This is a genomic window from Lentzea sp. NPDC037011, assembly GCF_055607425.1.
Window position 1 is genome coordinate 624,790 of sequence record NZ_JBVJRT010000002.1, and the last position, 25,212, is coordinate 650,001.

At 72.4% G+C, this 25,212-nt stretch carries 25 protein-coding genes; 12 read left to right on the plus strand and 13 right to left on the minus strand.

The window, feature by feature from the left end; all coding sequences use genetic code 11:
• Positions 1-71: 71 nt before the first annotated feature.
• Positions 72-1,526 (plus strand): sugar transferase, encoded by a 1,455-nt coding sequence (locus ACZ7CH_RS07760; RefSeq protein ID WP_470373384.1) that lies wholly within the window; start codon positions 72-74, stop codon positions 1,524-1,526.
• Complete coding sequence (locus ACZ7CH_RS07765; protein WP_360387545.1) at positions 1,526-2,740, plus strand: putative glycoside hydrolase family 15 protein; 1,215 nt, start codon at positions 1,526-1,528, stop codon at positions 2,738-2,740. The genes ACZ7CH_RS07760 and ACZ7CH_RS07765 overlap by 1 nt, the downstream gene beginning before the upstream one ends.
• Here ACZ7CH_RS07765 and ACZ7CH_RS07770 read toward each other — a convergent pair.
• The 10 genes from ACZ7CH_RS07770 to ACZ7CH_RS07815 are packed head-to-tail and all read right to left on the minus strand — an operon-like array spanning position 2,721 to position 12,500.
• Positions 2,721-3,818 carry a glycosyltransferase family 4 protein gene (locus ACZ7CH_RS07770; RefSeq protein ID WP_360387547.1) on the minus strand — a complete coding sequence of 366 codons (1,098 nt, stop codon included), beginning with the start codon at positions 3,816-3,818 and terminating at the stop codon, positions 2,721-2,723. The genes ACZ7CH_RS07765 and ACZ7CH_RS07770 overlap by 20 nt on opposite strands.
• On the minus strand, positions 3,815-4,885 hold the full coding sequence (locus tag ACZ7CH_RS07775) for a glycosyltransferase (RefSeq protein ID WP_470373385.1): 1,071 nt from the start codon (positions 4,883-4,885) through the stop codon (positions 3,815-3,817). The genes ACZ7CH_RS07770 and ACZ7CH_RS07775 overlap by 4 nt, the downstream gene beginning before the upstream one ends.
• The gene (locus tag ACZ7CH_RS07780; RefSeq protein WP_470373386.1) at positions 4,882-6,336 is read right to left on the minus strand and encodes an oligosaccharide flippase family protein; all 1,455 of its coding nucleotides are present in this window, start codon (positions 6,334-6,336) and stop codon (positions 4,882-4,884) included. The genes ACZ7CH_RS07775 and ACZ7CH_RS07780 overlap by 4 nt, the downstream gene beginning before the upstream one ends.
• Positions 6,285-7,532 (minus strand): glycosyltransferase family 87 protein, encoded by a 1,248-nt coding sequence (locus ACZ7CH_RS07785; RefSeq protein ID WP_470373387.1) that lies wholly within the window; start codon positions 7,530-7,532, stop codon positions 6,285-6,287. The genes ACZ7CH_RS07780 and ACZ7CH_RS07785 overlap by 52 nt, the downstream gene beginning before the upstream one ends.
• Complete coding sequence (locus ACZ7CH_RS07790; protein WP_360387559.1) at positions 7,529-7,699, minus strand: hypothetical protein; 171 nt, start codon at positions 7,697-7,699, stop codon at positions 7,529-7,531. Before ACZ7CH_RS07790 ends, ACZ7CH_RS07785 begins: the two co-directional genes overlap by 4 nt.
• Positions 7,699-8,559 carry a hypothetical protein gene (locus tag ACZ7CH_RS07795; protein ID WP_470373388.1) on the minus strand — a complete coding sequence of 287 codons (861 nt, stop codon included), beginning with the start codon at positions 8,557-8,559 and terminating at the stop codon, positions 7,699-7,701. Before ACZ7CH_RS07795 ends, ACZ7CH_RS07790 begins: the two co-directional genes overlap by 1 nt.
• Positions 8,556-9,602 carry a glycosyltransferase gene (locus ACZ7CH_RS07800; RefSeq protein WP_470373389.1) on the minus strand — a complete coding sequence of 349 codons (1,047 nt, stop codon included), beginning with the start codon at positions 9,600-9,602 and terminating at the stop codon, positions 8,556-8,558. The genes ACZ7CH_RS07795 and ACZ7CH_RS07800 overlap by 4 nt, the downstream gene beginning before the upstream one ends.
• A complete protein-coding gene (locus tag ACZ7CH_RS07805) occupies positions 9,584-10,750 on the minus strand; it encodes an O-antigen ligase family protein (protein WP_470373390.1) in 1,167 nt (388 codons plus the stop codon). Before ACZ7CH_RS07805 ends, ACZ7CH_RS07800 begins: the two co-directional genes overlap by 19 nt.
• On the minus strand, positions 10,744-11,682 hold the full coding sequence (locus ACZ7CH_RS07810) for a polysaccharide deacetylase family protein (protein WP_470373391.1): 939 nt from the start codon (positions 11,680-11,682) through the stop codon (positions 10,744-10,746). Before ACZ7CH_RS07810 ends, ACZ7CH_RS07805 begins: the two co-directional genes overlap by 7 nt.
• A complete protein-coding gene (locus tag ACZ7CH_RS07815; RefSeq protein ID WP_360387574.1) occupies positions 11,679-12,500 on the minus strand; it encodes a hypothetical protein in 822 nt (273 codons plus the stop codon). The genes ACZ7CH_RS07810 and ACZ7CH_RS07815 overlap by 4 nt, the downstream gene beginning before the upstream one ends.
• A 158-nt stretch (positions 12,501-12,658) precedes the next feature.
• Between ACZ7CH_RS07815 and wecB the strand changes: the two genes are divergently transcribed.
• The 8 genes from wecB to ACZ7CH_RS07855 all read left to right on the plus strand — a co-directional run bounded on the left by wecB (position 12,659) and on the right by ACZ7CH_RS07855 (position 20,228).
• Positions 12,659-13,789, plus strand: coding sequence for a non-hydrolyzing UDP-N-acetylglucosamine 2-epimerase (gene wecB / locus ACZ7CH_RS07820; RefSeq protein WP_470373392.1), 1,131 nt, complete (start codon positions 12,659-12,661; stop codon positions 13,787-13,789).
• Positions 13,790-13,946: 157 nt separating this feature from the next.
• The gene (locus tag ACZ7CH_RS07825; RefSeq protein ID WP_360387580.1) at positions 13,947-14,267 is read left to right on the plus strand and encodes a hypothetical protein; all 321 of its coding nucleotides are present in this window, start codon (positions 13,947-13,949) and stop codon (positions 14,265-14,267) included.
• A 100-nt stretch (positions 14,268-14,367) separates the two neighbouring features.
• Positions 14,368-14,850: a hypothetical protein gene (locus tag ACZ7CH_RS07830; RefSeq protein ID WP_470373393.1), complete on the plus strand. Its 483-nt coding sequence runs from the start codon at positions 14,368-14,370 to the stop codon at positions 14,848-14,850.
• A 27-nt stretch (positions 14,851-14,877) separates the two neighbouring features.
• The gene (locus ACZ7CH_RS07835) at positions 14,878-15,858 is read left to right on the plus strand and encodes a hypothetical protein (protein ID WP_470373394.1); all 981 of its coding nucleotides are present in this window, start codon (positions 14,878-14,880) and stop codon (positions 15,856-15,858) included.
• Between the two features lie 79 nt (positions 15,859-15,937).
• Positions 15,938-16,141 carry a hypothetical protein gene (locus ACZ7CH_RS07840; RefSeq protein WP_470368510.1) on the plus strand — a complete coding sequence of 68 codons (204 nt, stop codon included), beginning with the start codon at positions 15,938-15,940 and terminating at the stop codon, positions 16,139-16,141.
• Positions 16,142-16,721: 580 nt separating this feature from the next.
• Positions 16,722-17,456 (plus strand): carbonic anhydrase family protein, encoded by a 735-nt coding sequence (locus ACZ7CH_RS07845; RefSeq protein ID WP_470373395.1) that lies wholly within the window; start codon positions 16,722-16,724, stop codon positions 17,454-17,456.
• 143 nt (positions 17,457-17,599) lie between these two features.
• A complete protein-coding gene (locus tag ACZ7CH_RS07850; RefSeq protein WP_360387592.1) occupies positions 17,600-18,790 on the plus strand; it encodes an MFS transporter in 1,191 nt (396 codons plus the stop codon).
• 211 nt (positions 18,791-19,001) lie between these two features.
• Complete coding sequence (locus ACZ7CH_RS07855; RefSeq protein WP_470373396.1) at positions 19,002-20,228, plus strand: MFS transporter; 1,227 nt, start codon at positions 19,002-19,004, stop codon at positions 20,226-20,228.
• Here ACZ7CH_RS07855 and ACZ7CH_RS07860 read toward each other — a convergent pair.
• Complete coding sequence (locus ACZ7CH_RS07860; protein ID WP_360387598.1) at positions 20,135-20,728, minus strand: DedA family protein; 594 nt, start codon at positions 20,726-20,728, stop codon at positions 20,135-20,137. The two genes, ACZ7CH_RS07855 and ACZ7CH_RS07860, sit on opposite strands and share 94 nt — an antisense overlap.
• 135 nt (positions 20,729-20,863) lie before the next feature.
• On the opposite strand from ACZ7CH_RS07860, the gene ACZ7CH_RS07865 reads away from it, so the two are divergent.
• Together ACZ7CH_RS07865 and ACZ7CH_RS07870 are read left to right on the plus strand one after the other, a co-directional pair.
• Positions 20,864-22,216: a gamma-glutamyltransferase gene (locus tag ACZ7CH_RS07865; RefSeq protein WP_360387601.1), complete on the plus strand. Its 1,353-nt coding sequence runs from the start codon at positions 20,864-20,866 to the stop codon at positions 22,214-22,216.
• Positions 22,217-22,280: 64 nt separating this feature from the next.
• A complete protein-coding gene (locus ACZ7CH_RS07870; protein ID WP_470373397.1) occupies positions 22,281-23,462 on the plus strand; it encodes a sugar efflux transporter in 1,182 nt (393 codons plus the stop codon).
• Here the strand turns inward: ACZ7CH_RS07870 and ACZ7CH_RS07875 are convergent.
• Positions 23,386-23,982 (minus strand): flavoprotein, encoded by a 597-nt coding sequence (locus tag ACZ7CH_RS07875; protein ID WP_470373398.1) that lies wholly within the window; start codon positions 23,980-23,982, stop codon positions 23,386-23,388. The two genes, ACZ7CH_RS07870 and ACZ7CH_RS07875, sit on opposite strands and share 77 nt — an antisense overlap.
• Complete coding sequence (locus tag ACZ7CH_RS07880; RefSeq protein WP_470373399.1) at positions 23,979-25,181, minus strand: helix-turn-helix domain-containing protein; 1,203 nt, start codon at positions 25,179-25,181, stop codon at positions 23,979-23,981. Before ACZ7CH_RS07880 ends, ACZ7CH_RS07875 begins: the two co-directional genes overlap by 4 nt.
• Positions 25,182-25,212 lie beyond the last annotated feature (31 nt).

Below are 25,212 nucleotides of genomic sequence, written 5' to 3' on the forward strand. Positions count from 1 at the left end.
TGAACTTAAGCCCCTCGTTAACTCTTTCGTGTCGCTGTGCCGTCCACTCTCCATCGATCGGATGATCTTCCATGAGGCGACTCTCGGCGGTGGCCGTTCCCGCCGCACCACCGCAGGCGGACGAGGTCCGGCCGGCTGACCGTGGAAGGCCGCCCCTGGGGCGGGCCGCAACGCCCTGCCGCCGCTCGCGGGACCTGCTCAGCCGGGTGAACGCGGTGGCCGTGCTGCTCGTGCTGGCCGACAGCACGGCACTGGCGGCGGTGTGCGTGCACCGCGGCGTCGACTGGCGCTGGACCGCCGCCATCGCGGCGACCGTGCTGGGCATCAGGGCGGGCTGGCGGCTCTACCGCAGGCGGCTGTGGCTGTCGTGGCTGCAGGACCTGCCCCGCTCCGCCGCGAGCACGGCACTGGCCTTCGCGCTGCTCACCTGCGCCGGTCTGCTCGGTGCCGCACCGGCGGCCGACGTCAGCGCCGCGCAGTGGGCGATGATGACGTACGCGCTGGTCATCGAGCCGGTGCGGTGGTGCGTGTTCGCGTTCGGCCGGTGGTGCCGGCGGCGGTTCGACCGCTGCGACCGCACGATCATCGTCGGCGCGGGCTCGGTCGGCGTGAACCTCGCCAGGACCATGCTGGAGCACCCCCAGTTCGGCCTGCGCCCGGTCGCGTTCGCCGACGCGGGTCCCGACCCCGACCAGCAGCGACCGCCGCTGGAGGTGATCGACGGCGACCTCGCGGAGGCCGTCGTGCGGCTGCGGGCGGGCACGGTCGTCCTCGCGTTCTCGCACACCCGCGAGTCCCGCCTGGTCGAGGCCGCCATCACCGCCCACCGGCTGGGCTGCTCCACGCTCGTGGTGCCGCGGATGTACGAGCTGCACCCCGACGGCCCCGGCATCGAGCGGCTGCGCAGCTACCCGCTGATGCGGCTGGGCACGTCCCCGACCAGGCGCCCGACCTGGTGGGTCAAGCGCGTCCTCGACCTCGTGCTGGCCGCGGTGGCGCTCGTCGTGCTGTCCCCGGTGATCGGCCTGTGCGCGCTCGCCGTGCTGGTCGAAAGCGGTCGCCCGCTGTTCTTCCGGCAGGTCAGGGTGGGGATGGACGACCGGACGTTCGTCCTCTACAAGATCCGCAGCGTCCGCCAGTCCGGTGAGGACGACTCCCAGGTCCGCTGGTCCGTCGAGGGCGACTCCCGGGTCGGGCCGGTCGGCCGGTTCCTGCGCCGCACCTCGCTCGACGAGCTGCCCCAGCTGTGGAACGTCCTGCGCGGCGACATGTGCGTCGTGGGGCCGCGCCCGGAGCGTCCCGGTTTCGTTCGCGAGTTCTCCGCCATTCACGAGCTATATTGGGCGCGCCACCGCGTCCCGACCGGTCTCACCGGTCTTGCCCAGGTTCACGGGTTGAGGGGTGACACCTCGATCGCCGACAGGTCTCGATACGACAACTACTACATCGCGAATTGGTCGCTGTGGCTCGACCTGAGGATTCTACTGATGACGGCGGGTGAGTTGTGTTGCCGGAAAAATCGCTGATGCGCCGATTCACCGCACTTGTGCTGGTGCTGTTCTCGACGGCCTGTTCGGTGACCGCGGCGAGCGACCCGATCACGACCGGCCCGCCGCCGAAACCGGTCGCGCCGTGCGCCTGGTGGTACGGCATCGGCGACTCGCCGGCCGCCTGGGAGATCCGCGAGGCGGCCAAGCACTACGACGTCGTGGTGCTCAACGCGTGGGAGACCTCGGCCATGCGCCGCCTCCACGACCTCAACCCGAAGATCAAGGTGCTGGTCTACAAGGACTTCGCCAGCACCCGCAACTACCCCGGCGCGGTGGAGGGCGACCGCGACTCCAAGTACCTGCCCACCGGCATCGGGTACTACGCCGCCCAGCAGCAGCACCCCGCGTGGTTCGCGGTCGACACGGCGGGCAAGCGCATCGAGTGGGCCGGGTACCCCAAGCACTGGCAGATGGCGGTGTGGAACAGGGAGTACCAGCAGGCCTGGGTGAACGCGGTCGTCGCCGAGGTGACCCGCGAGGGCTGGGACGGCGTGCTGGCCGACAACGACTTCAGCTCGCTGCGGTACTACTCGCCCGCGGTGATCGCGGGCACGGCCGACACCGCGGCCACTGACCGGTTGCTGCGCGAGGGCCTGGACGGTCTGCTCGACCTCGCCGGCACCGCGCTGGAGAAGTCGGGGAAGATGCTGGTGCCCAACGTCTCGGAGTCGCAGCTGACGCCCGGCCGCTGGTCGGCGCACTCCCGGTACGCCGGTGCGATGGAGGAGAACTTCGGCCTGCGCGGCGACAACGGCGCCGGCGAGCTGATCACGTTCAAGGGCAACCAGTTCAAGGAGCAGCGCGCCCAGGCCGCGCTCGGCGAGTCGTGGCTGCTGCTGATCACGCACACGAAGTCGGACCAGGAGGAACGCGTCGGGTACGCCTCGGCCGCGTTGCTCGCGAGCCCGCACACGTGCTGGACGCAGGCCGATCCCAGCTACAAGAGCCCGTACTGGTCGATCTACCAGGACGCGCGGCTGGGGGAGGCGGTCGAAGCGGCGAACCGGTTGCCCAGCGGGGCGTGGACCCGCCGGTTCAGCAACGGCTGGGTGGCGGTGAACCCGACCAAGGCCGCGGTGCGGATGACCCCGCCGCAGGGCCTCGCGACGCTGCGGGGCGAGCCGGTGCCGCCGGAGATCGACCTGCCTCCGGCGGACGCGGCGGTCTACGTCAACGCGCAGAAGCGGTGAGCCCGCGGTAGAGCTCCAGGTGGCGGCGGGCGCACACCTCGGCGGTGAACCGCTCGCGCGCCCTGGCGGCCAGGGCCTGGCCGGTGCGGCCGGGCTCCGGGTCGGCGAACAGCTCGGTGAGCCGCTGCTGCAACGCGGTCACGTCACCGGGACGCGGGCACTCGACGGCGGGGATGCCCAGCATGTCCGCCACACCACCGGTGTCCGTGGCCACCACCGGCTTGCCCGCGGCCATCGCCTCGGCGACGACGAGCGGCTGCTGCTCCATCGTGGACGGCAGCACCAGCGCGTCGTGCTCGCGCAGCAGGTCGGGGACGTCCGTGCGGAAACCGAGGAACCGCACCCGGTCCTGCAACCCCCGCCGGGTCACCCGGCCCTCCGCCTGGGTCCGTTGTGGACCGTCGCCGACGACCGTGAGCGTGGCGTCGGCGGGCATGGTGGTCTCCAGCGCGTCGAGCAGGGTCAGCAGCCCCTTGCGCTCCACCAGCAGCCCCACGAAGATCAGCCTGCGCACCGGTGCCGTCGGCGGGTGCGCCTCACCGACGTCGACGCAGTTGTCGATGTGGGTCATGCGGTGCGGTGGCACGTACAGGCGTTCGCGCAGGAACCGGCCCATCTCCCTGGCCGGCACCACCGTCCGGTGCACGACCCGCGCGACCGCGGCGTCACCGGCGAGCACGGCGCGGGTGTAGTGCGACGGCGGCGTCGAGCCCCGCACGCACCGGAACCACGACTCGTCCACGTCGTCGGGCACCCCGTGGTAGGTGTGCACGATCTTGGTGCCCGCCGTCGCGAGGCCCGCGCTCACCAGCCCGGACCGCCGGTCCTGCGCGTGCACCACGTCCGGCCGCCACGCCTTGATCGCGGCGCGCGCCTGCCGTGCGGCGCGCACGTCCCCCTTGCTGGGGACCAGGATCTCCTCGAAGTGCGGGTCGACCAGCTCGGCGCCGCGCCGCGGTCGCGGTCCGAACACCCTGACCTCCGCGTCACCGGACCCGGCGAGCGCGGCGGCCAGCCGGACCGTCACGTCCACCGGGCCACCGCTGTCCTGTGTGAGCAGGTAGGCGATCCGTGTCATCCTCGTCCTCTCCCGGACAGCAGCTTCTCGGTGAGCGTCACGATCCGGTCGGTCATGCGCTCGCGGTCGAACAGGTTCTCGGCGCGGACCCGGCCGCGTTTCCCCTCCGCGGCGGCGAGCTCGCGGTCGGTGAGGCGCAGGGCAATCGCGTGCGCCAGTGCGTCCACGTCCCCGGCGGGCACGACCTCCCCGGCGTCACCGAGGCTCTGCCGCACACCCTCGACGTCGAACGCGACGACGGAACGCCCGCAGGCCATGGCCTCCAGCGGCACCAGGGCCATGCCCTCGGCACGGGAGGGCAGTACGACGACGTCAGCCTCGGTGTAGAAGTCGGCGACCACGGCGCGGTGGCCGTGCCAGTGCACCGACGGGTGGTGGTGCGCGGCCCGCAGACCGGCGGCCATCGGGCCGTCGCCGACGAGCAGCAACCGGGCGTCCGGAACGGACCGCAGCACCTCCGGCCAGGCCCGCAGCAGCAGGTCCTGCCCCTTCTGGTGGGCGATGCGCCCGACGCACACGGCGGTCGGGACGTCGTGGTCGTGGTGGCGCGGGTGCAGCCGCCGCGTGTCGACGCCGTTGCACACGACCTCGGCCGGTGCGGTGACCCCGGCGGCACGACCGGCGGCGAGCTCGTCGTCGCTGACGCAGACGAGGAGGTCCGTCCAGCGCGACGCCAGCCCCTCCCAGCGGCGGCACGCGGTGCGCAGCAGCCCGCCGGCGACCTGGAAGGACCACAGGTGCGGCTGGAACAGCGTGGGGACGCGGCCGCGCAGCACCAGCCTGGCCAGCCCGGCCTTGGAGCTGTGCAGGTGGACGGCGTCCGGCCGGAGCCGGTTGAGCGTGCGGCGCAGGGACACCAGCTCCCGCGCGGTACCGGGACCCGGCAGTCGCGTCGCCTGCCACGAGTGGACCGGGATGCCGTGTGCGTGGGCTTGGTCGGCCAGCCAACCGGCTGGGGGACAGGCGATCCCGACGTCCCAGCCGCGGTCGCGCTGGGCGCGGGCGAGCTCCAGCACCACGGCGGCGACCCCGGCCTCGACCGGCTGCGTCACGTGGACGACCTTCACGTGCGCTCCTTGAGTCCGATGAGGACGGTGCGGGTCAACGGCAGCACCACCGCGCAGTAGCCGGCGAGCAGCGCGGTGGCGGTGGCGGCGAGGCCCGCGACGCTCGCCGGGGCCGGCAGGACGGTGCTGAGCGCGAAGCTCACGAGCGCGCCGGCGACGACCGCGGCGGCCGTGCGGGCCAGCCGGGGGAGCGGGGCCGCGAGGCCGTTGCGGTGCAGCACCAGCCACGTCGCGGGGACCAGCAGCCACACCGTGGCGACCTGGGTGACGGCGACGGCCTGCGGGCCGTGCGGGGTGGTGAAGACCAGCGCGGTCACCAGCGTGCCGAGGTGGGCGGCTTCGAGGGCGAGGTACTGGCGGGCGTGCCCGGCGGCCCTGACCACCTGGTACCAGACGTGCAGCAGGCCGAGGCCGAGGCCGTAGCCGCAGAGCAGGACGAGGATCGCGGCGGCGTCCGCCCACTGCGCACCGAGCAGCGTGATCGCGTCGGCGCTCAGGGCGACCACGACGTAGAGGCCGCCGGTGACCACCAGCGTCGCCGTCGTGAACCGGTGCAGCTCCTCCGGCAGCTCACCGGACCGTCCACTCCGGACCTTCGCGGCGCAGATCGGGAACAGCACCCCGCCGAGCACGACCGCGACCACGATGTAGGGCACCCAGGCGATCCGGAACGCGAGCGAGTACCCGCCGACCGCCTCCTGACCGAGTACGTGCCCGATCGCGAGGTAGTCGACGTTGACGAGCAGCACGGCGATCAGCGCGCCGGGCCCCACGACCGCCAGCCAGCCCGCGGCCTCCCGTGCCGCCGCGCCGTCCCAGACCGGCCGGATGCGGGCACCGGCGACGGCCGCGAGGACGGGTTGCGCGACGGCGGTGCACAGCAGGCCGAGGACGAACGCGCTCGGCCCGGTGCCCCGTGCCGCCAGCGCGACCGTCACCGCGGCGCCCAGCAGCATGCTCCCCGCGTCCGGCAGCATGCGGCGGCGGAAGTCGAGGTCGCGGTGCATCAACGCCATCTGCACACCGCCCGCAGCCGTGAACGGCAGCGTGAGCGCCGCGAGCCGCAGCATCCCGGTCGCCTCCGGAGCGCCGAGCGCACGGGCGATCGGGTCGGCTGCGGCGACGACGGTGACGGCGAGGACGGCCCCGGCCGCGACGCTCATCGTCAGCACCGTGCCCGCGGTCAGGAGCGGGTCGCGTCCGGTGCGGCTGATGATGTCGTAGACGCCCATCGACTGGACCACCTGGCCGACGTTGACGACCGACACGACCAGCGCGACCGCACCCAGCTCCGCCTCGCTGAAGAACAGCGCCAGCGCCAGCGTGACGACGACCTGGCTGCTCTTGCTCACCAGGTTGACCGCGAAGAGCCACAGCGAGCCCCGCACCGCCACGTCGGTCATGCCGCGCGCCGGGTGTGCCTGACCGCGAACACCGCGAGCACCAGCCACGCGGCCACCACCGCGACCCCGTCGAGCGTGACGGCGGCCCGTGCCCCGAGCGCGGCCTTGACCGCGGTGTCGACGAAGTGCAGGTGCGCGAACGGCACGGCGAGCAGCAGCGCCGCGGCCCCTGCCCACCGCCAGTGCGCCTCCTGCCTGCGCCGCCAGCACACGACCGCGAGCGCGACGAGCGCGGGAACCGCGATGAGCACGTCACCGGGCTGGTGCACCAGTGCGACGACGACCCCCAGGCACGTCAGCACGTCCGCTGCCGCACCCCCGTCCGCGCGCCGGTCGAGCCTGCGCGCCAGCACCGCCGTGACGGCGAGGACCCCGCAGAGCGCGACCAGCTCCGCCGCCGGCGGCAGCCAGCCCGTGGTGCGGAAGAACACCGCCGGCAGGTCGATCCGCTGCGCTGTCACGGAGTCGACGGCGCCGTACCCGGTGCTGCCGGCCCACGCGAGGTTGCGCTGGATGATGTCGAGGAACCCGCCGAGCCCGTCCCGCAGCACGAGGAGCGTGGCGACCGGAAGGCTGGCGGCGGCGGCGACCGCGGTACCGGTGAGCGCGACCCTCCTGTCCCCGCGCACGAACACCAGCAGTGCCAGCGGCAACCCGAACTGCGGCTTCAACCAGGCCAGCGCGAGCGCCGCCGCGGCCCAGCACGGGTGGGAGCGGCGCAGCAGCAACACCCCGGCCGCGCCGACGGCGATCAGCGGGTTGACCTGCCCGACGTACATCTGCGCCTTGCCGACCTGGCTCGTGACCAGCAGCGTGGCGACCACCGCGGTGCCCGCGACCAGCGGGAGCCTGGCGTGACCGGCGGCCATGACGGCGAGGCCGACCAGCAGCACCAGGCACGCCAGCGCGAACGCCACCGCGCCGACCCGGTAGTCCGGCAACGCGAACGGCAGGTGCAGCACCAGGTGGTACGGCTGGTAGAGGTTGAAGTTCTGCCGCACCGGCCAGTGCGCGAACATCACCGCCGGGTCGTACGGGTTGCCACCGGCGAGGAACTCCCGGATCGGGAAGTAGAGCGCGTCGCGGAAGTCCTGCATGCGCTCTTCGGGCAGGTTCGCCTCGGTGGGGAGCGGGACCTCCCAGGCGGGCCTGAGTGCGCGGACGGCGCTCGCTGTGCCGGCCAGTGCGACCAGGGCGACGAGGACGGTCTTGGCGAGGCCGGACCGGTTGGTGGTGGTGATCACTGGGGCACCGCCGTGGTGGAAGGGGTGTCGAACCGGCCCGCTCGCGCACCGGGACCGGGAGGCTCGTCCGGGTTCTCCGGTGCGTGCACGGGCAGCTTCGTCGGGTCCGCGCCGCGACCACCGGCTGCCGGAACGGCCGGTGCGCGGCCCGGACGCAGAACCGTCATCACGCCAGCACCACCGCCACCACCACGGCCGACGCCGGCAGCACCGCCAGCGCCGTCGCGAGGTCGTCGCGGCGCATCCGGTCGTTCGCCGCCACCGCGATCACCGCCGTGCCGTCGGCGGGCTCGGAGGCCTTGTCCGGCAACGCCCGCGCCAGCTCCTCGGCGCGCGCGGTCAGGTCAGGGCCCACCGGCACCACCCGCACCGGCCGTGCGGCCGCCACGCACAGCGCCGTCAGACGTTCGGTCAAACCAGCCTCGCCGTCGTGCGCGACCACCACCGGGTGCCGCACGCCGGCGGTGCTGAGCACCTGCCGCACCACGCTCCCGGTCCCGCACAACCGCCGCACCGCGGCCGCAGCGGCACCCGCGACCACCGCGGCGACCAGCGCCAGGCCCGTGGCCAGCCGCAGGTCCGGGGTGACCGCCGTCGTCTCCGGGCGCGGGTCCACCAGCCGGAAGCGGGCGGCGGGGGCCAGCAGGTCCGCGTCGACCACGGCCTGCGCGACCGCCGACACCGCCTTCGCCGCCTGCTCCGGGGACGCCGCGCGCACCGAGACGCGAACGACGCCGGAGGCGGGCACCAGCTCGACGGCGATCGCGCCGGCCAGGCGGTCGGCGGGCAGACCGGCCGTGCGCGCCGCGGCGTCCAGCACGGAGGGGCTGCGGACCAGCTGGACGACGGCGGGGGTGGCCAGGGAGGTGACCTCGCCGAACTGCGCGCTGTCCGGAGTGGACGGTGTGGCGAGCAGGGCGAGCCTGCCCTCGCTCTCCCCGTCGCGCAGGGCGACGGCGAGGAACACGAGTGCGCCGACCACGACCGCGGCCAGCACGCCTTCAACAACAGCTCGGGGAACCCTCATCTTCTTCGTGCCTCCAGCACGGTGCGAAGCAGCTCGTCGTAGGACTTCATCAACGCGTGCGCGTCACCGGACCCGTCGCGCGCGGTGGCGACCTCGCGGGCGAGGGGGGAGTGCAGCAGGTCGCGCAGCGCCTTCGCGGTCGCGGCCGGGCTGCGGCGTGGCACCAGGACCCCGCCACCGCCGGACAGCACCTCCCGCACACCGTCCACATCGGACGCCACCACCGGCCGGCCCGCGGCCAGCGACTCGAGCAGCGCGATCGGCATGCCCTCCCAGTCGCTGGTCAGCACGGTGACGTCGGCGGCTTCGAGCAGGTCGCGCACGTCGGTGCGGGTGCCGAGGAACCGCACCCGGCCGCCGACGCGCTCCGCGTGCTCCTCCAGCTCGGCGCGCAGGCTGCCGTCACCGGCCAGCCACAGCTCCGCCGCGCCGCCCACCGACGCCCACGCGTCGAGCAGCACGTCGTGGCGCTTCTGCGGCTCCAGCCGGGCCGGGCACAGGGCGACCGGCACGTCCGGCGCGGTGCCCAGCGCGGCGCGCACGGTGGCGCGGTCGTGGACCGGTGCCGACGGGAACACCGCGTTCGGGACCACCTCGGAGGCGAGTCCGGCCGCGCGCAACCGGTCCGCCGACGCCGCCGCCACCGCGACGACCCGGTCCGACACCCGCCGCAGCACCCGCACGGCACCGGCGACGTCCGCCTCGGCCACGCCGTGGAACACCGTCACCACCGGCGTCCGCGGCGCACCGAGCCGGGCCACCAGGCTCGCGGACACGTTGTGCGCCAGCACGACCTCCGGCCGGAACCGCCGCACCGCCGCCGAGACCGCCCACGCCGCCCGCACCACGCCCAGCGCCGACCGGCGTGCCAGTGGCACGTCGAACACCGGCACACCGGCGTCGCACAGCGCCGCCACCCGGAACCCGCCCGCGGTCGCGACCGCCGACTCCCAGCCGACGTCCGGTCCGGCCGCCGCCATCCCGGCCACGAGCGCCTCCGCGCCGCCCGCGCCCATCTCGCTGATCACGTGGAGAACGCGCATCGACCCTCCCGAGCCCGTTGGTGCAGCGCCACCGCGATCGCCACCAGCGACCACAGCGGCAGGTAGTACTGCTCGGACAGGAAGACCGACGCGACCAGCACCGCGATCAGCGCCGCCTGCACCGCCACGACCTGCCGCCGGTCCGCGCCGAGCCGTACCGCGCGTTCCGCCGCGACGAACCCGGCGGCGATCACCGCGATGAGCAACGCGAACCCGGGCAGGCCCAGCTCGGCCGCCACTTCGAGGAAGAGGTTGTGCGCCACCGGTGTCTGCTCGTCGATCTCCGCGTTGTGCGACGCGGCCGCGTAGTGCTGGCGGAACCCGCCGGGTCCGACGCCGAGCACCGGCTCGTCGGCGAGCATCCGCGCCGCCGCCTGCCAGCGCAGCACCCGCGTGTCGGCGTTCGTGCCCGCGATGTGGCTCTTCTCCTGCAACGCCCGGTCCAGCTCGGCGTGCGCCACCTGCGCGAACACCAGCGCCGCCAGGCCGGTCACGGCAGCGGTGACCACGACCGCGCGCACCGGCAGCACCCGCCGCAGCACCAGCCATGCCAGCGCGCAGGCCAGTGCGATGCCGCCACCGCGGGAGAACGTCGCCAGCGCACCGGCCGCGAGCACCGCGCCCAGCACGAGCGGCACGAACCGGAACCGGCCCCCCGCCGGCAGCGCCACCAGCAACGGCAGCGCCGCCACGAGGAAGAACGCGAGGTCGTTGGGGTCCTCCAGCGGCCCGGTCGCCCGCAGTTCGCCGCCCACGACGCTGAGCAGCCCGCCGGCCGCCGCCACCACCGCACCGGCCACGACCGCGGCGAGCAGCTCCCTGACCGGCACCGCGCGCGCCGCGACGTCCGCGAGCACCACCGCGACCACCAGGAAAGGCGCCCACCGCACCAGGTACTCGAACGTGAACGGCTCCGCCGCGTGCACCGCCGACGTCGCCAGCAGCACCACCGCCAGCAACGCGAGCAGCAGGTGCAGCGGGTGCGGTGCGGGCAGCCGCCGGTCGCGCACCAGTGAGACCAGCCAGACGCCGATCAGCGCGGCGGGCACCACCTTGGCCGACTGGTCGTGCACCCGCAGCAGGTAGCCCTCCACCGGCGCGAGCGCCACCGTCCCGCACGCCAGGACCCGCAGCAGCACGGTCAGCATGCGACCGGGTCACGTTCCCGCAGCCCGGTCGCCGCGACGCGCGCGACGTGCTCACCCGTGCCGACCACGTCGAAGTGCTCGCGCAGCAACGCCAGCACCCAGTCGAGCAGGGCGACCTTCTCGCTGCCGGGCACCGCCATGCCGGGGAAGAACTCCATGCCCGGCGCCTCGGCGGCGGTCAGCACGTCGGTCGGGTGCAGCAGCAACGACGGGGACACACCGCGGGCACGGCACAACCGCAGCGCGGTGCGGAAGTAACCGCGCGCCAGCCGTGGCGAGAGCTGGTGCAGCTGCAACAGGTACGCGCCGTGGATCGGCACGCGCAGCAACGGCATCGTCGTCACCGGCAGCTCGACGAGCCCGTCGCGCCACCGGTAGGCCTTGTTCGGCGCCCTGACCCGGCCGAAGCCGCCGAACAGGTCGGCGCCGCCGTCGGTCGAGCCCGCCGTGCGGTTGTGGTACGCCCGCGCCAGCGGTCCGATCCACGTGGGCAGCACGCTCGCGTCGTAGTGGTAGCCGCGGCGGGCGAGCAGGTCGAGCAGCTGCGGCGTGACGCTGTAGCCGGGGCCGCGGAAGCCGACCGGGCGCGGTGCCCCGGCGGCCGTGATCGCGTCCTCCGCGCGCGCGACCTCGGCCTCCAGCTCGGCGGGGGAGTAGCGGTGCAGCCAGGGTTCGTGCCGGAAGGAGTGGTTCGCGACCTCGTGTCCCGCCGCCGTGATCGCCGCGACCGCCGCGGCGCCGTCCTCGCGTTCCGCGTCCGCGCCGACCACGAACACGGTGGTGGTCAGGCGCTGCTCGCCGAAGACGTCCAGCAGCCGGGGCACCGCGGAGGGCAGGAAGCTGGGCCGCTGCTCCCAGCGCGGGTCGCCGTGGGTCTTGAGGTACGCCCAGAGGTTGTCGAGGTCCAGCGACACGCTGGCGACGGGCTTCACCGCTCGGCTCCGACCAGCGCGGGCGCCGGGCGTGCCGCGGACCCGAGCACCAGCACACCGCTGACGACCAGCAGCACGCCAAGCCCGACCCACCACTCCCGGCCCGGCGCGATCCGGTCGCCCATGAGCGCGAGCCCGGCGACGGAGCCGAGCACCACGGTCGTGGCGTCCATCGAGGCCACCGCGGACGTGGCCGAGCCGCGCTGCAACGCCGTCGCCAGGCACGCCTGCCCCACGAACGCCGCCAGCACCATCACCCACGTCAACGGGTGCAGCACCACGTCGAGCACCGGCTTGCCGGCCACGGTCCGCGCCGCCACCGCCACCACGGCGAACGCGAGCCCGGCCAGCACCGGCGTCGCGGCCTTCCACGTGCGGGCCAGCGGCAGCACCACCACCGTGAGCAGCCCGAGCACGACGACGCTGGGCAGCAGGGGGAGCTCGCGGGCCGTCGACGGCGCCGCCGCACCCGTGAGCAGCAGCAGGCCGCACGCCATGACCACCAGCACCGCGACCTCCACGGCCCTGATGCGCCACCGCAGCGCCAGCACGCCGATCACCGTCGCGAGCCCCACCGCGCACGACGACCCGGCCTGCACCAGGTACAGCGGCAGCTCCGCGCGGGCCAGGAACGCGAACAGGAACCCGCCCACCTGACCGGTGAACCCCAGCAGGTACAGGCGGTCGGAGGCGAGCCGCGCGAGCAGCCCGACGCCGGTGCCCTCGCGCTGGTCCGCCCTGCGCGCCGCGACGGTCTGGGCGACTATCCCCAGCCCGTACAGCACAGTCGACACCGCAAGGGCCAGATGACCGGACACGAAGGACTCTCCGTTGGTTTCGGCGAAGACGCGTTACGCCACTGAACGGGGGCCGACAATAGACACCCCTGTGCCGCAACACTTTCGAGCGATACGCCAAGCAACGCTTTCGGGTGAACGAGGCGAGTTCTTCAAGATCGATGAAGTACTTTGCCGCCGTGCGGGAAACGAACACCGTGACGATCGTGTGCGGCACCAGGCCAGAGCTGATCAAACTGGCACCACTGGTCGACCACCTCGGCAGCGCGTGCACCATGATCTACACCGGTCAGCACTACGACCGCTCGATGTACTCCCAGATCCGGCGGGACGTGCCGGAGCCGGGCGCCTTCCACGAGCTGTGCCTCGGCGGCCTGCGCCGCGGTGACCAGCTGGGCCGCGCGGTCTCCGCCGTCGACGAGGTGCTCGCCGGCCAGCGCCCCGCGGCCGTGGTGGTGCAGGGCGACACGACCTCCGCGCTGGCGGGTGCGTTGGCGGCCAACGCCTGCGACGTGCCGCTGGTGCACGTCGAGGCGGGCCTGCGCAGCTACGACCGCGCGATGCCCGAGGAGCACAACCGGGTGCTCATCGACCACCTCTCCGACCTGTGCTGCGCCCCGACCCCGTTGAACCGCCACAACCTGCTGGCCGAGGGCGTGGCCGACAGCCGGGTCGTCGTCACCGGCAACACCGTCGTCGAGGCCCTCGCCCACGCACTCCCGTCACCGGAGGAGGAGCGCACCGCGCTGGCCACCGCCGGTGTGACGCGCGACCGGTACGTCCTGGCCACGGTCCACCGCCCGGAGAACGTCGACGACGCCGCGAACCTGGAGATCGTCCTGCGCGAGCTGGGTCGCCTGCCGCTGCCGGTCGTCCTGCCCCTGCACCCGCGCACCGCGCAGCGCATCGGCGCGTTCGGCCTCGACGGCCTGCTGCCCGCGTTGCGCGTCGTGGAACCGCAGCCGTACCGCGCGTTCCTCGCCCTCGCCCAGGGCGCCGCGGTCGTCGTGTCGGACTCGGGCGGCATCCAGGAGGAGGTCAGCGTCCTCAAGCGACCCGTGGTCGTGGTGCGGCGCAGCACCGAGCGCCCGGAGATCGAGGGCACGTTCGGCACGCTCGTGCCGCCGGGTCCGCGCATCGGCACGTCGGTGCTGCGGTGGCTCGACGACGTGCCGGCCCACCGGGCGGCGCTGCGGGAGATCCCGTCACCGTACGGGACCGGGTCGCCGTCGGAGCGGATCGCGTTGGCGGTGCAGGAGATGCTGGGACACGAGCTCGGCGAGCCGGTGACGGCGGGCATGCGCGGCTGAGGTGACGTCCTGAATCTGTCCTCTGTTTGCCTTTGTGACTTGATTTTGTCCAGTGCTGCTGTTGCACGGTGAAATTGTCGTGCAACGGTCGGCATTCCCGGCGTGCGGTCCTCATAACTTGTTCTCGGGCGGACAAAGCCCGGACGAGGGAGGACACATGATCGGAAAACTGCTGGGTTCGGCGTTGCTGGTGACGGCACTGCTCGGCGGCACGGCGGGCGTCGCGTCGGCGACCCCGGACGCGGGGGCGCTCGCCGCGCGCGGGTACGTCGACGAGGGCAACCTGCGCAAAGACCCCAACCTGGGCGCGGCACTCATCGTCACGATCCACGACCAGTGGGTGGACATCAACTGCTGGATCGACGGTGGTCCCAACGGTTTCGGGTCCAACCGGTGGTTCAAGGCGACCTACTGCGCGAACGTCGGCTACCTGAGCTCGGGCGTGGTGTCACACCAGCCGTCGGTGGGCCACTGCTGATCTCGCCGCTGCCGTGCCACCGGTGCGATCCGGCCGGTGGCACGGCGTCTTCCGGCGGATTCCCCCGAGTGGAACGCATTTTCCGTGCAACACTGCGGAAATGATCGGTAGGCGCACGCGACGAAGACAGGCGTGGCTCCTGCGGACGAACAGAATTCTCGGCCGCCGGGACGAGTTCCGATCCGCGAGGAGCTTCGCCAGGGCTTTCCGCGCCGACGGGAAAAGCGCGCTGTCGCCGTCGCAGATCACCCGGTGGGAGAAGGGCGAGTCCTTCGCCGACGGCACGGTCCTGCACCGGTACGAAGCTCTTCTGCAGGTTCCCGGTCGGATGCTCACCGTGGCGAACGAGGCAGCGCGCCGGTTCCTGAACGACGAGCAGCCGACCACCGAAGGTGGTGACCTGCCGGACGCGGCACTGAACGAGCTCCTCGACCGGGCGTGCGTCCCCGGCGCGATGGCGGGAACGGACTGGCGGGACCTGACCCGCGCGGTCGCCGCCCGGCCGGACCTGCTGCTGCACCCGCCACGCCTGTGGGCCGCGATCGCCGAGAACCTGCTGGGAGAACTGGTGATCGCGGAGTAGACGGAGTGGCTCGTCCGCCAGGAGGCCATGAGCCGACTGCTCGAACACCGGGCGAGCGCACCGCACGCCCTCGACATCTGCACCGGCATGGCGGACGACCGGGCGACGCCGGTGTGCATCGAGCCGATCTCGTTGCTGGACAACAGCGTTCTTCCGAGCGCGAGCCGGTACGTGCTCGCCCAGCTGCGCGACCCGGACGGCGTCCGGGCGTTGCACGGCGCGTTGCTCGCGGCCGTGGCCAAAGTGCGGCGCGGGCACTTCACGGTGACCGAGACCGCAGAGCTCCGGCACCTGGCCACCGCACTGCTGGCCGAGGGGCACGACCACCCGCTGGTCACCCCGATGGCCGTGGAGCTCGGCCACGTGCTGCGACTGCGCGACACCCCCGAGCCCGTGGTGGACAACCGGGTCAGCGCCCACCTCGCGCTCACCGCCCAGGCCCGGTCGGCGGCCGCGGAGCCCGGCGTGGACGAGGTGCTGGCCGAGCTCGTCGGTGAGGCCATGTTCCGCCAGAACCCCGACGCACGGCTCTACGCCACCGCGTTGATCACCGCGACGCCCTATCGGGAACCGCTCGCCACTGCGGTCACCGACTGGCTCGCCGCAGGGGACCTGCGCGACGAGCTGCTGGTCGAACGGGGCTTGGGACTGCTCAACAAGCTGGGCGCGCCGACCCACCGCGTCCTGGTGCGCGCCCTGCTGCTCGACCCCGCGCTCTCGGCCCGCAACAGGCATGCCGCCGCATGGGCTTCCACGCACAGCCCCGGCCGGCTCGACGAGGGTGTGTGGCGGGCGATCGTCGCGACGCAGACGGCGCTGTTCCGGAACCGGCCGTCCCCGCTCGACGACGACATCCTGCGCGGTCTCGTGTACAGCATCGGCACGGACGCGCACCGGTGCCTGCTCCGCGAGATGCACGCCGACACCCGTGTTCCCGCACAGGCGCGCGCCTTGGCCGCGTGGTGGTTGCGGGTGGGGCCGGCAGGCGACTGCCGCGCCGGCGGGTAGTGCCCGGTGGGGGTGAGCACGATGCGGACACCTGTCCGCCTGCCGAGAACCCGATGAGGCGCGGTGCCGCCGCACCGGTGTGAACACGACTGCGCTGTGGCGGCCGACCGGACCCGAGGAGCTGGAGCTCGTCCGGGAGTCCGGCTGGCGCGCCTGGCCGCCGCGCCTGCCCGACCAGCCGATCTTCTACCCCGTGCTGAACGAGGAGTACGCGGTCAAGATCGCCCGCGAGTGGAACGTGCCGCACAGCGGGGTCGGGTACGTGACCCGGTTTCACGTCTAGACCGGCTTCCTGCGGCGGTACCCGGTGCAGCAGGCCGGTGGGCGCACGATCCTGGAGCTGTGGGTGCCCGCGGAGGAGCTGGCCGAGTTCAACGAGCACATCGTCGGCGAGATCGAAGTGGTGCACGAGTTCCGGTGATGGACTGATGGCGTGCGGCCACGCCGCACCGGCTGCGGCACGTGGTGCCCGCGCTGCACGCCTCGGCCACCCGCGAGAGCGCACCCTGACCCGGCGCGCGTACTGGTGGGACCAGCCGGTCGCCTCGCTCACAGCGATGTGCTCAGTGATTCAGTGCTGACTGAAAGAAAGTCGGTCGACGTTGGTTCGGTCGTAGGCGATAGTGACCATTGGGTAATTGCTCCCGATCGGAACGAAACGGGCGCCCGTAAACGGGAGCTCCGAAGTTCTTGAATTCCGACTTTTGTATTGTTTGCCGCGCCTTTCTGAAGCGGTTCACCTGCGGTTATGCTCCCGTATTGGGGGTTAAGTCCGATTTTTGCGCCAAAACGAAAGACGTCTCAATGAGAGCGCGAACACACTCCACTTCCTCATTTCACTCGATCGGGTGAATTGTGGCGCGATGAACCTGAAACGGTCCCTTCCGGCTCTCCTGTCGCTGGTGCTCGCCACGTCGTTCTTCGCGGCGGGCCCGGCCGAGTCGGGGACACCGAGGCAGAGTCCCGTCAACGTCACGCCCGGCGCGATCCGGCTCGACCCGCACGCGCCCAAGCTCGACGTGACCTACGGGCACTCCGCGCTGGAGTTGAAGTACGTCCGCAAGGACGCGGACGAGGCGGACGGCTGTGCGGTCCGCGACCACGAGGAGACCGAGGAGGCGGGGGTCGAGCCGGGTGCCGGTCACGTCACCGTCGCCGGTACGAGGTACGACCTCGTGCAGTTCCACTTCCACACGCCGTCGGAGCACCAGTTCTCCGGCCGGCGCTACCCGCTGGAGATGCACCTGGTGCACCGCAGTGCCGAGGGCAGGCTGCTCGTCGTCGGCGTCCCGCTGCGGGCCGGTGGACGCTCGGCCGTCGACACCGTCCTGTCGGCGTTGTCGCCGGAGTGCGGTGAGCCGGTGGACATCTCACCGATCGACCTCAACCGGTTGCTCCCCGCGAGCCACCACACGCTGCACTACACCGGTTCGCTCACCACGGCGCCGTTCACCGAGGGCGTCGAGTGGTACCTCACGGCCGAGCAGACCGTGTCGGCCGCGTCGATCGCCCGGTTCCAGGCGCTGTTCCCGGCGGGTGACGCCCGTCCCGTGCAGCCGCTGAACGGCCGGACGCTCAACGAGGTGCCGCGCATCTGAACTCATCTCTGACGAGGCCGGTCCCCGCGCAAGGGCCGGCCTTGTCGCGTGATGGGCTTCACCGGTTCAGAAGTCGCCTGCAATTGCCCGCGTATGCAACTATTGCTGACGCGGACAACCTACGACTTCAAGGACTGTGTGACATGCCTGTCGCTCTGCTCGCGCTCGCGATCAGCGCCTTCGCCATCGGCACCACCGAGTTCGTCATCATGGGGCTGCTGCCCGAGGTGGCGGGTGACCTGGGCGTCTCCATCCCCTCCGCGGGCCTGCTGATCTCCGGCTACGCGCTCGGCGTGGTGGTCGGCGCCCCGCTGCTGACCGTGCTGGGCGGCCGGTTGCCGCGCAAGAAGATGCTGCTGGGGCTGATGGTCCTGTTCATCGCGGGCAACCTGCTGTCCGCGGTGGCCGGGAGCTACGGCGCGCTGATGAGCGGCCGGGTGGTGGCGGCGCTGGCGCACGGCGCGTTCTTCGGCGTCGGCTCGGTGGTGGCCGCCGACCTCGTCGCACCGCACCGAAGGGCGAGCGCCATCGCGTTGATGTTCACCGGTCTGACCGTCGCGAACGTGCTGGGGGTGCCGCTGGGCACCGCGCTGGGGCAGGAGCTGGGCTGGCGCTCGACGTTCTGGGCGGTCACCGCGCTGGGCGTGGTCGGGCTGCTCGGGATCGCGTTCCTGGTGCCCCGGCAGCAGGCGCGGGCGGGTGACCTGCGCGGTGAGCTGGCCGTGTTCCGCAACCCGCAGGTCTGGCTGGCGCTGCTGATGACCGCGCTCGGGTTCGCGGGCGTGTTCGCGTCGTTCACCTACATCGCACCGATGATGACGTCGGTGGCCGGGTTCTCCTCCGGTGCCGTGACGTGGCTGCTGGTGCTGTTCGGCGTCGGCCTGTTCGCGGGCAACCTGCTGGGCGGCCGGGCTGCGGACCGGTCGGTGCTGAAGAGCCTGGTGGTCATCCTGGTCGCGCTGGCCGCTGTGCTGACGGCGTTCGTGTTCACCGCGCACTCGCAGTGGGCCGCCGCGGTCACCATCGTGCTGTTCGGTGCCGCCGGGTTCGCCACCGTGCCGCCGTTGCAGATGCGGGTGATGCAGACCGCCGGGGGCGCGCCCGCGCTCGCGTCGGCGGCCAACATCGCCGCCTTCAACCTGGGCAACGCCGGTGGTGCGTGGCTCGGCGGTCTCGCGATCGAACGCGGGCTCGGCTACACCGCCCCGAACTGGATCGGCGCGCTGCTCGCCGTCGCCGGTCTCGCGGTCGCCGTCACCTCGATGGCGCTGGAGCGCCGCACCGTGAACGGGCGGTCGCTGGTCGGCGCCGGCGCGGCGTCCAGCCACGAATGAGCCTTCATCTCGTCTTCCCCCGGGTGTGATCTCCCCTGCGGACAGGGACACCGGGCAGACGCGTTCGGTTGCGCGCCGCAGGCGGGCCGCGTGTGAGCAGAGGCACCGGCCCGAGGCTTCTGAAGCGCGTCAGAAGAACCGTAGGATGGTTCCTGCTGCTAACTAATTCGTCCTGCGTCAGCGCCGACCGGACACCTGATCAGGAGCGAATGTGAACACCACCCGCGCCATGACCGCGCTCGCGCTCGGCGGGTTCGGCATCGGCACCACCGAGTTCGCGACCATGGGGCTGCTGCCCCAGATCGCTGCCACGTTCGACATCCCCGACTACGAGGCCGGGCACGCCATCAGCCTGTACGCGGCCGGTGTCGTGGTCGGCGCACCGCTGATCGCGGTGCTCGGCGCCAAGCTGCCGCGCAAGGGCATGCTGATCGGCCTGATGCTCGCCGTGGCGCTGGGCAACGGCCTGTCCGTCGTCGCGCAGGACAAGACCATGCTGCTGCTCTCCCGCTTCGTCGCGGGACTGCCGCACGGCGCGTTCTTCGGCATCGCGGCGGTCGTCGCCGCGACGCTCGTGGCACCGGAACGCCGCGGCACGGCGGTGGCACGGGTGATGGTCGGGCTGACCGTGGCGAACCTGGTCGGTGTCCCGCTCGCCACCGCGGCGGGCCAGCAGATCGGCTGGCGCACCGCGTACCTGTCGGTCTCGGTGATCGGCGTGGTGACGGCGCTCGCGATCGCCGCGTGGGTGCCGCGGGTGCCGCTGGACGCGGGCGCGTCGATGAAGGGCGAGGTCAGGGCGTTCCGCCGGCCGACGGTGTGGTTCGCGATCTTCACCGGCATGATCGGCTTCGGCGGCATGTTCGCCGTCTACTCCTACGTCGCGCCGCTGACCACCGAGGTCGCGGGCCTGCCCGCGGGCGTGGTGCCGTGGATGCTCGCGGTGTTCGGGCTGGGCATGACCCTGGGCGCGACCTTCGGCGGCCGGTTCGTGGACCGCTCGGCGATGGGGTCGGTGTTCGGCGGGCTGGTCGCGGTCTGCGTGATCCTCGTGCTGTTCGGCTTCACCGCGACGATGCCGGTGTTCCTGTTCGGGCTGCTGTTCCTGCTCGGGTTCGTGATCCAGGTCCTGGCCGCTGCCCTGCAGATCCGCCTGATGGACGCCTCACCGGACGCGCCGGTGCTGGCCTCGTCGTCCAACCACTCGTCGCTCAACGTCGCGAACGGCGCGGGCGCGTGGCTCGGCGGCCTGGCCATCGCGGCGGGCTGGGGCTACGTGTCCACCGCGTGGGTCGGCGTCGGGCTGTCGCTGGCGGGCCTCGCGGTCGCGGTCGCGTCGGTGCTCTACGAGCGGCGGGCCTTGGACCGCGAGACCACGAACCACACGATGGCGATGACCAGTGCCGCGATGACCACCGTGGACACCCACCCCAGGTAGCGGTCGACGAGCTGGTAGTTCTCGCCCAGCGCGTACCCGGCGAGGATCAGGGCGGTGTTCCACAGCAGGCTGCCCGCCGCCGTGTAGACCGTGAACTTCACGATCGGCATCCCGGACACCCCGGCCGGGATGGAGACCAGGCTCCGCACCACCGGCACCATGCGCCCGAGGAACACGGCCTTGTTGCCGTGCTTGTCGAACCACGCGTCGGACTTGTCCACATCGGACGCCGTGACGAACGGGATCTTGTCGGCCGCCTTGCGCAGCCGCTCCAGCCCGAGCCACGCGCCCAGGCCGTAGAGGACGAGCGCGCCGACGACCGAGCCGGCCGTGGTCCACAGGATCGCGGCGACCAGCGAGATCTTGCCCTGCCCCGCGGTGAACCCGGCCAGCGGCAGGATCACCTCGCTGGGCACGGGCGGGAAGACGTTCTCCAGCGCGACCGCGAGGCCCGCGCCGGGAGAGCCCAGTGCCTCCATCAGCTTCGTGATCCAGTCCATGGTTGTCGATTTACCCGTTTTGCTCCGCCTTTCAACCCCGTCGACCGATCCGGTGAGCGGCCCCGCCGGGCCGGGTGGCTCGGCGATCGCCACCGGGGCTACCGTTGACGGTCTCTTCAGTGGAGGTCGACAACGGTGCGTGGAGCGATCGCGGCGGGTCACCCGCTCACCGCAGAGGCAGGTGCGGCGCTGCTGCGCGCCGGTGGGAACGCCGTGGACGCGGCCGTCGCGGCGATGCTCACGTCGTGCGTGACCGAGCCGCTGCTCACGGGTCTGGGTGCGGCCGGGTACATGATGATCGCGCCGGCCGGGAAACCCCCTGTGCTGCTGGACTTCTCCGCCCAGGCACCCGGTCGCGGCGCCACGGCGGAGCGGGCGCCGCTCGACCCGATCGTGGTCCGGTTCGGCGACGCCCAGCAGGAGTTCCACGTCGGCCCGTCGTCGGTCGCCGCGTTCGGGATGCCCGCCGGTGCGGCCGCCGCCGCCCGGTACGGCACGGCGCCGTTGAGCGAACTCGTGGCCACGGCGGCGATGCACGCGCGGGAGGGCCACCGCGTGAACCGCTACCAGGCCTACGTCACCTCGATCCTGTTGCCGCTGGCCCGCAGCGCGGGGCTCACCGCGCTGTCCGAAGGCGAGCTGCTCGTGCAGCCCGAGCTCGCCGAGTCCCTGCTGCGCCTGGGACAGGACGGTGCCGAGCCGTTCTACACCGGCGACATCGCGGCCACGATCGCCGACCGCATCGGCTCCTCGGGCGGTGACCTCACGAGGGCGGACCTCGCGGCGTACGAGGTCATCGAACGCGAGCCGTTGCACGCGCGGCACCGCGGCCGTGACGTCCACACGAACCCACCGCCCGCCGCGGGTGGTGCGTTGCTCGCGCAGATGCTGGAGACGGTGCCGGACAACCCGTCGCAGGCCGACCTGATCCGCGCGATGGCCACGCCGAAGGTGCCCCTCAACCGGCTCGGCTCGACCACGCACATCTCGGTGCTGGACGCCGACGGCACCGCGTGCTCGGTCACGACCACGAACGGCGCCGGCTCCGGCATCGCGATCGCCGGCGTGCACCTCAACAACATGATGGGCGAGGAGGAGCTCTCGCCCGACGGCTTCTTCAGCCACGCACCCGGCGACCGGCTGCCGTCGATGATGTCGCCGACCGTCGTGACCGGCCGCGACGGTGTGGAACTGGTGCTCGGCAGCGCCGGGTCCAGCCGCATCAGCGGCGCGATCCTGCAGGTGCTCGTGAACGTCCTGGACCGCGGGATGCCCGCGCAGGAAGCGGTCGACGCACCCCGCCTGCACCTGAGCGGCGACCACCTCCACGTGGAACCGGGAATTCGACCGGAAAGTGAACTGCCGGTGACGTTCTTCCGCGCGCCGAACATGTTCTTCGGCGGCTGCCAGGTCGTGCAGCGCACCGGATCCGGCCTGCTCAGGGGTGGTGGAGATCACCGTCGCGACGGCGCGGTCGTCGTCGTGTGAGATGTTGCCCGCACAATGGGATATTTGGTTTCCTGATTCACCGGCCAGGAGGCAGTATCCGTTCGTGACGGCAATCAGCGAGAAAACCCCCTCGCCGCTCCTGTCCCGTTCCTTCTTCCAGCTCGCGGTGATCAGCGTCGTCACCGGTGTGTCGATGGCGTTCGCGCTGCCGTTCGGCTCGCTGTTCCTGACCTCCGAGATCGGGGTCACGCCCTTCCAGCTCGGCTTCTTCCTGCTGGCCTCACCGATCGCGTCGGTGGTCGCCAGCACGGTCATGGGCAGGCTGTCCGACGGCCGCGTGCAGCGCCGGTTCATGCTCGTGGCGGGCGGTGTCGCGGGCGCGGTCGGCTACGGCCTGTTCGCCGTGTCGCGCGACTACTGGTTCCTGCTCGGCACCTCGGTGCTGTTCATCGCGATCACCTCCTCCCTGCTGCCACAGCTGTTCGCCTACGGCCGCGCGGTCTCGCAGGGCCCGTCGATGGTCGTCAGCGTCCTGCGCACCCTGCTGTCGGTCGCCTGGGTGGCCGGCCCGCCGGTGGCCGCGCTGCTCGTGTCGAAGGTCGGCTGGTTCGGCCTGTTCGCCTCGACCGCCGCGCTGCAGCTCGGCGTGGCCGTGATCGCCTGGTTCCTGCCCGTGCCCGCCGAGACCCCGCAGGAGGTGGTCGAGGACGAGGCACCCGCCGGCCCGTCGCGCGGCCGCATCTCGGTGGTCTCGGTGGCGTTCACGTTCCTGCAGGGCTCCGTCGCGCTGGCGGTGAGCGGCCTGCCGTTGTTCGTCACCACGAACCTGGAGGGCACCGCGGGCGACGCGGGCCTGGTGATGGGCCTGTGCGCGGCGCTGGAGATCCCGATGATGCTCTGGTTCGGCGCACTGGCCAACCGCAAGTCGCTGCACATGATGGTCGTCATCGGCGCCGCGATCTCGTTGGGCTACCACGGAGTCATGCTCGTCGCTGACTCCGTCTGGCAGGTGATGGCCGCGCAGCTGCTGCACGCCACGGTCATCTCGCTGATCATGGGCGTGGGGATCACGTACTTCCAGAGCCTCGACCCCGGCCGGCCCGGTCACACCACGACGATGTTCAGCAACACGCAGATCGTGGGCACCATGATCGCGGGGCCGCTGCTCGGGGTGGCGCAGGGGATCGGGTTCCGGTCGGTGTACGCGTTCACGCTCGGGATGTGCGTGCTCGGGCTGGTGTTGCTGCTGGTGGCCGGGCGGATGAGGAGTGACGTGCGCTCCTGACCGCGTCCAGTGCCGCGTTCCACGGGTAGCGCTCCACGGCCTGGCCGCCGGTTCGCGGCGGGTGCGGCACGAAGCCGCCCTCGCCGAACAGCACCGTCACGCCGGACTCGCGCAGCTCCGCGACGCTGCGGTGGAACGCGCGGTTGTTCGCGAGCGCCGTGTTCACGAACGGCAGCACGGCGATCGGCACGCCCAGACCGGTGAGCTCGGCGAGCTGGGTGAGGACGTAGGTGTCCGCGATCCCGCTCGCCCACTTGTTGATCGTGTTGTAGGTGGCGGGAGCGACGACCACCGCTGCCGCCGGGGGCAGTGCCGGCTGTCCTGTCCGCTGGTGACCCGTTCGCACCGGGTGGCCGCACAACGCTTCGAGGGCGTCGAGGTCGAGGAAGTGCTCGACGGCGGCCGGTGTGGCGACGCACCACACGTCCCACCCCTCGGCCTGCGCCAGTTCGACAACGCGGTCCACGTGGTCAGCGGGTCCGGCTCCGCAGACCACGAGGTAGAGCACCGGGGCGCTCATGCCTCGACTCCCGCTCGGCCGGCCATCCGCCGCACCAGCCTCGCCGGTTCGCCCGAGGTGTGGTTCACCAGTGCGCGGAGCAGGCCGTGCGCCAACGGTCGGCAACGGACCTCTTCGGGTGCGATCTGCTCGGCCTTGCCCAACAGGCGCGCGGCCTGCCGGTGGTCCCCGACACCCGCGTGCGCCCTGGTGAGGTCCAGCAGGTAGCCGGCCTGGCGCTCGACGGACAAGGCCTTCACCTCGCGTGGGCTGATGGTGGCGGCGAACTCCAGTGCTCGGCCGCAGTCGTGCAGCCGCACCAGGGCCGAGACGCGGTGGATCTGCGTGTTGGTCACGCCGAAGCACGTCCCGTGGTCGTTGTGCTCCGGCCGCATCGTCCGCGCGGCCGCCAGGGCGGCGTCGTGCACGTCCTGGGCAAGATCGGCGTCCTCCCGCTCGGCCGCGACGATCGACGCAGCGAGGTACAGCATGCCGTGCAGCGCCAACAGGTCCGCCGGGGCGGCGCTCACCTCACCGCGCATCCGGTCCGCCATCGCCAGCAACGTCGCGACCGCCTGCGCCTGCTCGTGCACACCCGTCATCGCACGAGCGGTGCTGCGGGTCGCGCGGGCCAGCGACCAGGTGTCCCCGGTCCGCATCGCCACGTGCAGAGCGCGGTCCGCGGCCAGCCAGGCGATGTCGTCGTCGCCGAACTTGAGCAGCATCGACGAGGCCAACCGGTACACGGTCACCAGCACCCGGTGCGCGGCCGGTTCGTCGGCCCCGGTCGCGAGGTCCGCCGCCGCCTGGGCACTGCCCATCAGCTCGGGCAGGTGCCGGGAGAGGACGGAGAAGCGGGACATGCTCCACGCGTGGTCGAGATAGGTCGCCTGCCGCGCCACCGCCGCCAGGTCCGGCACCGACGGGCCGCGGAGCCCGGGGTGGTTCGCCAGGGCCTGGCGGATCGCGCGGACCTCGCCACCGTCGACGCACCGCCGGGCACGCCGGTCGCGGACGTCGTCGGTCAGCACGGCCGGGTCGAGGTCCAGCACCTCGGCGACGCGCTGGATCACCGGGAGCCGGGTCAGCCCGCGTTCCCCCGTCTCCACCTTGTCGAGCCAGGACGCCGAACGACCGACCATGTCGGCGAACTGCTTGCGCCCCAACCGCCGCCTCAGCCGCCAGTACCGGACACGCGCACCGATGTGCTCCACATCCACCTCGCCGGGTCGGTTCCGCAGGCAGCCACTG